Annotated in this window: 7 protein-coding genes; 2 read left to right on the forward strand and 5 right to left on the reverse strand. The window is 59.7% G+C overall.

Annotated features, from left to right (window positions below; genetic code table 11):
- The 3 genes from CON77_RS15805 to CON77_RS15295 form a co-directional block, all read right to left on the reverse strand.
- On the reverse strand, nucleotides 1-716 hold a 716-nt coding region (locus tag CON77_RS15805), incomplete at its 3' end, for a protein rep (protein WP_369407355.1).
- A 65-nt stretch (nucleotides 717-781) separates the two neighbouring features.
- Complete coding sequence (locus CON77_RS14975; RefSeq protein ID WP_101050404.1) at nucleotides 782-1,075, reverse strand: hypothetical protein; 294 nt, start codon at nucleotides 1,073-1,075, stop codon at nucleotides 782-784.
- Between the two features lie 16 nt (nucleotides 1,076-1,091).
- Nucleotides 1,092-1,424, reverse strand: a complete 333-nt coding sequence (locus CON77_RS15295; protein ID WP_145995343.1) for a hypothetical protein — start codon at nucleotides 1,422-1,424, stop codon at nucleotides 1,092-1,094.
- 251 nt (nucleotides 1,425-1,675) lie between these two features.
- Here CON77_RS15295 and CON77_RS14980 point away from each other — a divergent pair, with 251 nt between their 5' ends.
- Entirely contained in the window at nucleotides 1,676-1,924 is a 249-nt protein-coding gene (locus tag CON77_RS14980) for a RepB family protein (RefSeq protein ID WP_101050406.1), read from the forward strand.
- A gap of 271 nt (nucleotides 1,925-2,195) precedes the next feature.
- The gene (locus tag CON77_RS14985; RefSeq protein ID WP_101050408.1) at nucleotides 2,196-3,536 is read left to right on the forward strand and encodes an IS1380 family transposase; all 1,341 of its coding nucleotides are present in this window, start codon (nucleotides 2,196-2,198) and stop codon (nucleotides 3,534-3,536) included.
- Between the two features lie 143 nt (nucleotides 3,537-3,679).
- Here the strand turns inward: CON77_RS14985 and CON77_RS15425 are convergent, their stop codons facing one another.
- Nucleotides 3,680-3,892, reverse strand: coding sequence for a hypothetical protein (locus CON77_RS15425; protein ID WP_198552417.1), 213 nt, complete (start codon nucleotides 3,890-3,892; stop codon nucleotides 3,680-3,682).
- 11 nt (nucleotides 3,893-3,903) lie between these two features.
- On the reverse strand, nucleotides 3,904-4,477 hold a 574-nt coding region (locus CON77_RS14990), incomplete at its 5' end, for a hypothetical protein (RefSeq protein WP_439650591.1).

Here is a 4,477-nt window from a genome sequence, read left to right on the forward strand (position 1 = left end):
CGACGCTGCGCAGCGTTGTAGCGACTCAGATCGACAGCAACGCCGGTAAACAGCAGGATGTGGAAATGAGGGTGCCAGCCGTTGTTTCGGGCGCTCTTGCGGCCATGCGTGACCTCCCGCGCCCTGACCTGTCCGATATAGCCCATTTCGGCCATGATGGCCTTTGTAGCCCTATCGTTCCAGAACCTCTTGAGAGCCTTAGCCTGCTGGTCAAGAAGGGCCGCCAGCACATCGCCACGCTGGTGCGGCACTGTGAGCGTCAACAGGTGGACGTTGCCCCCGCGAGCCTCGTGGACAGCCATAGCGGCCAGCAGCTCAAGGCGACGACGTTCCGCAATCTTGGCAGCGCACACAGGACAGGCCCAGACGCTGGCGCAAGTCTGCAAGCCACTGTAATGGGCCGTGCCGTACTCTGGAGCCTTCCAGACCTTGATTTCCTGGTTATGGGCACGCAACCTCAAGCACTTGGCAGTACGGCTGTCAGGGATGATGCTGGCGGCTACGCTCTGGAGCTGGAACCGCTGTGACTTGACCGCCATCGGGTCAAAGACAGCAGGAGCACCGGGGCTGTGTACCGATTTTGCACCTATACCAAGGGGGGCACCATCACGGGACTTATGCCCCGCCGCCCAGCGTGTGCCGTATGCGTCAGCACTGCTTGACGCTACCGGCCCACGCTTGTCGGCATGGGCCGAGGTGTGTAGAATTGTTGTCATCGGTTGAAGTCTTGTTCAATCGGTCGCGACCCCGAGGTGTTGACGCACCTGCGGGGTCTTTTCCATTATGCCGGGATAGGCTCCGGCTCAGTCTTGAGGCTGTAGAACAGAATGTTCTTGCCAGAGACAAACGCGCCAACAGGGACACTGACGCGCTGTCCCAAGAAGCGCCGAAACGAGTCGATAGAGCGCACCTTAAGCGTGACCATATCCAAGCGCTTCTCGCCGCTTTCCAGCACGTTCTCAGCCAAGATTTGGGCGTAGTCGGTAGCTGGACGGACTTCGCCAGTTTCCTTGTCAGTGGACGCAGGCCGTGCAAACACGTTCTGAACAATCCCGTTGAGGGTCAACATTGCCATATGTGATCCTTAGAAATCAGTTCTCGTTGCCGCTTTCCCAAGGGTTTTTCTTGTCGCCCTTGAAGACAGACTGGTGGATGAAGTGACCAGAACGCAGGCGCAACTCCTCGACCATCTCAGGCGGCAAAGACTTCAGGGTAGTGTCAATACCGACTTCAAGAATACGGTTCATGAGCTTGTTACGGCTCAGTCCAGATTGTTCAGTCATGGCCTCAACCATTCCAAACAGATGGCCGTGAAGGCGTGTATGTACGGGGAAAAGAATTCCCGAATAGTCGGTAGTACCAGCCTTTTTGAGCAAGGCTAAAAGAAGATGAAGGGAAGAAGGTTCAAAGTCATCATCGTGCATGGTTCACTCCAAATAGTTAATTTGGCTCATTTTGTTGAGCAAGTCGAGAATCATACACGAATTACTTGTTTTTCAGGGCGCGAGCACTGGCCCGGTGCTCTACCAGGAAGGCCGCGAACCACAGCAGCACAGGCCACCGGCTCAGGTTTGACATGGGGGGCACGCCCCCCATACCCCGTAACAGTCACGATATTGCACACGTTACGGCGTAACGATATAATGACCGTTACGCAGTAACAAAGGAGCCGATCATGGCAAAAAGCAACGCAGAACGACAGAAGGCATACCGGGCAGGCCGAGCAAGAGCTGGCGACAACGGAGAGCTTCGCATCAACACCTTCGTGACCACCAGTGCGGCCCTTGGACTCAAGCGGCTAGCGAAGCATTACGCAGTAACGCAGCGCGCCATGCTGGAGCGGCTTATCGGTGATGCTGACAAAGCGGTGTCAGCACCTATGGACGATGCCGATTTTGAGCAATACCTGAGAGGTGGCGCCTGAAGTTACGCAGTAACAAACAGAACGAAGTTACGCAGTAACAGGCGCAAAAAAGGGGTGCAGACTGCACCCCTCGGAACATCAATACGTGTGATGCCGATCCACCGAATCACACCGATTCAGGCATGGGAAGACTGGGAAATCAGCTCCTGGAGCATTGCGAACTGACGATCTGCTAGCCCGGATATTTCACCGCAATCCGTAGAAACGAGGACGGCATTGCCCTTGAAATGCCCGAACATCGAGGTATCGAATCTGGATGAGAGGACGGGCAATGCCGAAACCAAACTGTACACCGCAAACAACTGCCGATGAGGTTGGCGTGATTGATTTTGGCCGACTGGGCCGACGCAAGATCGAGGGCCGCTTCGATGGCGGCAGCATGACCAGCGACGCTGGGGTGATGCTGCTGGCCGAAGTCGACCGCAAGCTGGGCTTGCTGGGAACGGCGGCGCGCTGCATTGCCGACCCGCGCGATCCGCTGCTGATCACGCACAGCGTGCGCGACATGCTGCGGCAGCGCGTCTATGGCCTGGCGCTGGGCTGGGAGGACTTGAACGACCACGGTGCGCTGCGCCGCGACGTGGCGATGCAAACGGCCGTGGGGGTGGAGCGCGATATCGCCAGCGCGCCCACGCTGTGTCGGCTGGAGAAGTGGGCGGACCGCGCCACGGCCTGGAAGCTGCACGAGCTGCTGGTTGAGCAGTTCATTGCCAGCTTCGAGAGTCCACCCGAAGAGGTGGTGCTGGACTTTGATGCCACCGACAACCCGCTGCACGGCCAGCAGGAGGGCCGCTTCTTCCACGGCTACTACGACAGCTACTGCTACCTGCCGCTGTACGTGTTTTGCGGCCAGCAGCTGCTGTGCGCCTACTTGCGCCCGAGCAACATCGATGGGGCGCGGCACACGGCGGCCATCCTCAAGCTGCTGGTGCGCCGACTGCGCCAAGTCTGGCCGGGCGTGCGCGTGGTGTTTCGGGGCGACTCGGGATTTTGCCGCCAGCGCATCCTCAACTGGTGCGAGCGCTCGGGCGTGCACTACATCGTGGGCCTGGCGCGCAACGCGCGGCTGCAGGCGCAGGTGGCCTTGGCCGAGCTCTGGCTACAGGACGAGTACGAGCGCAGCCGCGCCAAGCAGCGCTTGCTCGGCGAGTTCGACTACGCCGCCAAGACCTGGCCGCACGAGCGACGCGTCATCACCCGGCTCGAATGGGGCGAGCAGGGCTGCAACCCGCGCTTTGTCGTGACCAACCTGGACGGCGACCCACAGACCCTGTACGACGGGCTCTACTGCCAACGCGGCGAGGCGGAGAACCGGATCAAGGAGGCGCAGGTCGGCCTCTTTGCCACCCGCACGAGCTGCCAGGTGTTGCACTCCAACCAACTGCGCATGCTGCTGTCGGCGCTGGGTTACGTGCTCATCGAGCGGCTGCGCGCCTTGGCCCTGCAGGGCACCGCACTGGCAACAGCCCAGGTCGACACCCTGCGCATCAGGCTGCTCAAGGTGGCGGCTGTGGTCACGCGCAACACGCGGCGCATCCGGCTGTACCTGGCCTCGCACTGGCCCAGCGCGCCCATCTTCGCGCACGCCATGAGCCAGCTGCGCTCGCCCTGAACGCCGCGACAGCGCCTGGCCGGCGCGATGACACAAAACTGGCCCGCAACCCAAGCCGGGGTGGGGGTCGCTGCGTCCTGACAGGGCCGATGCGCGCGGGTGCGTGCCTTTGGCTCACGGCAATGACCCGTAGCGACCCCTCTTCAGGCATCAAAGTGATAAAAGAGGCAACGGGGTGGACTGCGGTGAAATATCCGGGCTAGGGCTTCGCGCCTCATCTTGCGTGCAATGACGACCGGATCGGCATCTCGCTCGGCTTTTCTCACGTCGTAAGCAGCACGGAACTTGTCCCACGTGATCGGGCATCCTTGCTCATTCAAAATTTCAATGAAACGCTTGTCAATATTGAATTGCATTGTTTGGTACCTCAAGAGAGGAGAATCTCGCGAATGTCTGCCAACAAGCCCACAGGCATGGCCACACCCTTGTGTGCCCCCTCAATGACATCAAAGAAGCGCGTGACCTCATACCAGGAACGCTTGGCGGCAATCTCCAGCACCAGAGCACGGCCATCGACTTTGAGCACGTCGCGCCACTGCTCCAAGGTGATCTGGCCCAACAATTCGGCCTCCTCGTCCACACGCTGGACGATCTCCTCATCCGTGGCATGCTCAACGGCAAGACGTGCCTTCAAGCCCGGACTCCAGACCAGTTGACGCTTACCCTTGAAGGCGTGGACGAACTCACGAAACAGCGCCGCCGCTTGAGTGTCCGACTTGTCGTCGAGGACAGAGCGCAGCAAATCGAACGGCGTTTCACCACCTGCACGGCCCTTTTTGACATGACCCTTCGTCATTTCGTCCTCAAGGCCCCACTTCGTGACGTAAGCAGATGCCTTTTTGCCGTTATCCAGCTTGAGGCCGTGCATCATGCTGGGAGTACCCAAGCCTGCATACTCGCAAGACTTGGCCCACACGAGGTAAAGGCGCACCTCCCAATCA

The sequence above is a fragment of the Macromonas nakdongensis genome (assembly GCF_002837145.1).
In the GTDB taxonomy this organism is placed as follows: Bacteria; Pseudomonadota; Gammaproteobacteria; order Burkholderiales; family Burkholderiaceae_C; genus Macromonas_B; species Macromonas_B nakdongensis.